Source organism: Salipaludibacillus keqinensis, from assembly GCF_003226325.1.
Taxonomy (GTDB): domain Bacteria; phylum Bacillota; class Bacilli; order Bacillales; family Salisediminibacteriaceae; genus Salipaludibacillus; species Salipaludibacillus keqinensis.
This window is the reverse complement of record NZ_PDOD01000013.1, coordinates 1-601: the sequence shown is the minus strand read 5'-3', so window position 1 is coordinate 601 and position 601 is coordinate 1. Positions and strand designations below refer to the sequence as shown.

General features: G+C 46.4%; 2 tRNA genes and 1 rRNA gene. All 3 read right to left on the bottom strand.

The window, feature by feature from the left end:
- Nucleotides 1–202: 202 nt before the first annotated feature.
- A tRNA-Ala gene (locus CR194_RS20085) sits at nt 203–278 on the bottom strand.
- 12 nt (nt 279–290) lie between these two features.
- Nucleotides 291–367: transfer RNA gene (locus tag CR194_RS20080), tRNA-Ile, on the bottom strand.
- 117 nt (nt 368–484) lie between these two features.
- A 16S ribosomal RNA gene (locus CR194_RS20075) occupies nt 485–601 on the bottom strand; the annotation flags it as partial.

The following is a 601-nucleotide window of genomic DNA, read 5'->3' as shown; positions in this document are numbered from 1 at the left end:
AGGCATTCACCGTGCGCCCTTTCTAGCTTAACCACTCTTGTCCTTCCTTCTTTCAAAGGAGATAAACAATTGGCGTCTTGTGTTACTTGGCCTATTCTAAGACACTCGGTTCACTCTTCCTTGGATTTACATCCAATTCTGTAGATAAACCGGTGATTCATTCATTTTCGTTATCCAGTTTTCAAAGGTCAAATTAAATCATTGGTGGAGCCTAGCGGGATCGAACCGCTGACCTCCTGCGTGCAAAGCAGGCGCTCTCCCAGCTGAGCTAAGGCCCCAAAAAATCAATATGGTGGGCCTGAGTGGACTCGAACCACCGACCTCACGCTTATCAGGCGTGCGCTCTAACCAGCTGAGCTACAGGCCCATATTGAAAGAATAGGTACAATTAAAATCTTTATATGTTGAAAGGTTAACCTCTCAAAACTAAACAAAAAAGCCAAAGCGAAGTTCGATTCAATAAGTTGAGCTAAATGCTCCTTAGAAAGGAGGTGATCCATCCCCACCTTCCGGTAGGGATACCTTGTTACGACTTCACCCCAATCATCTGTCCCACCTTCGGCGGCTGGCTCCAAAAGGTTACCTCACCGACTTCGGGTGT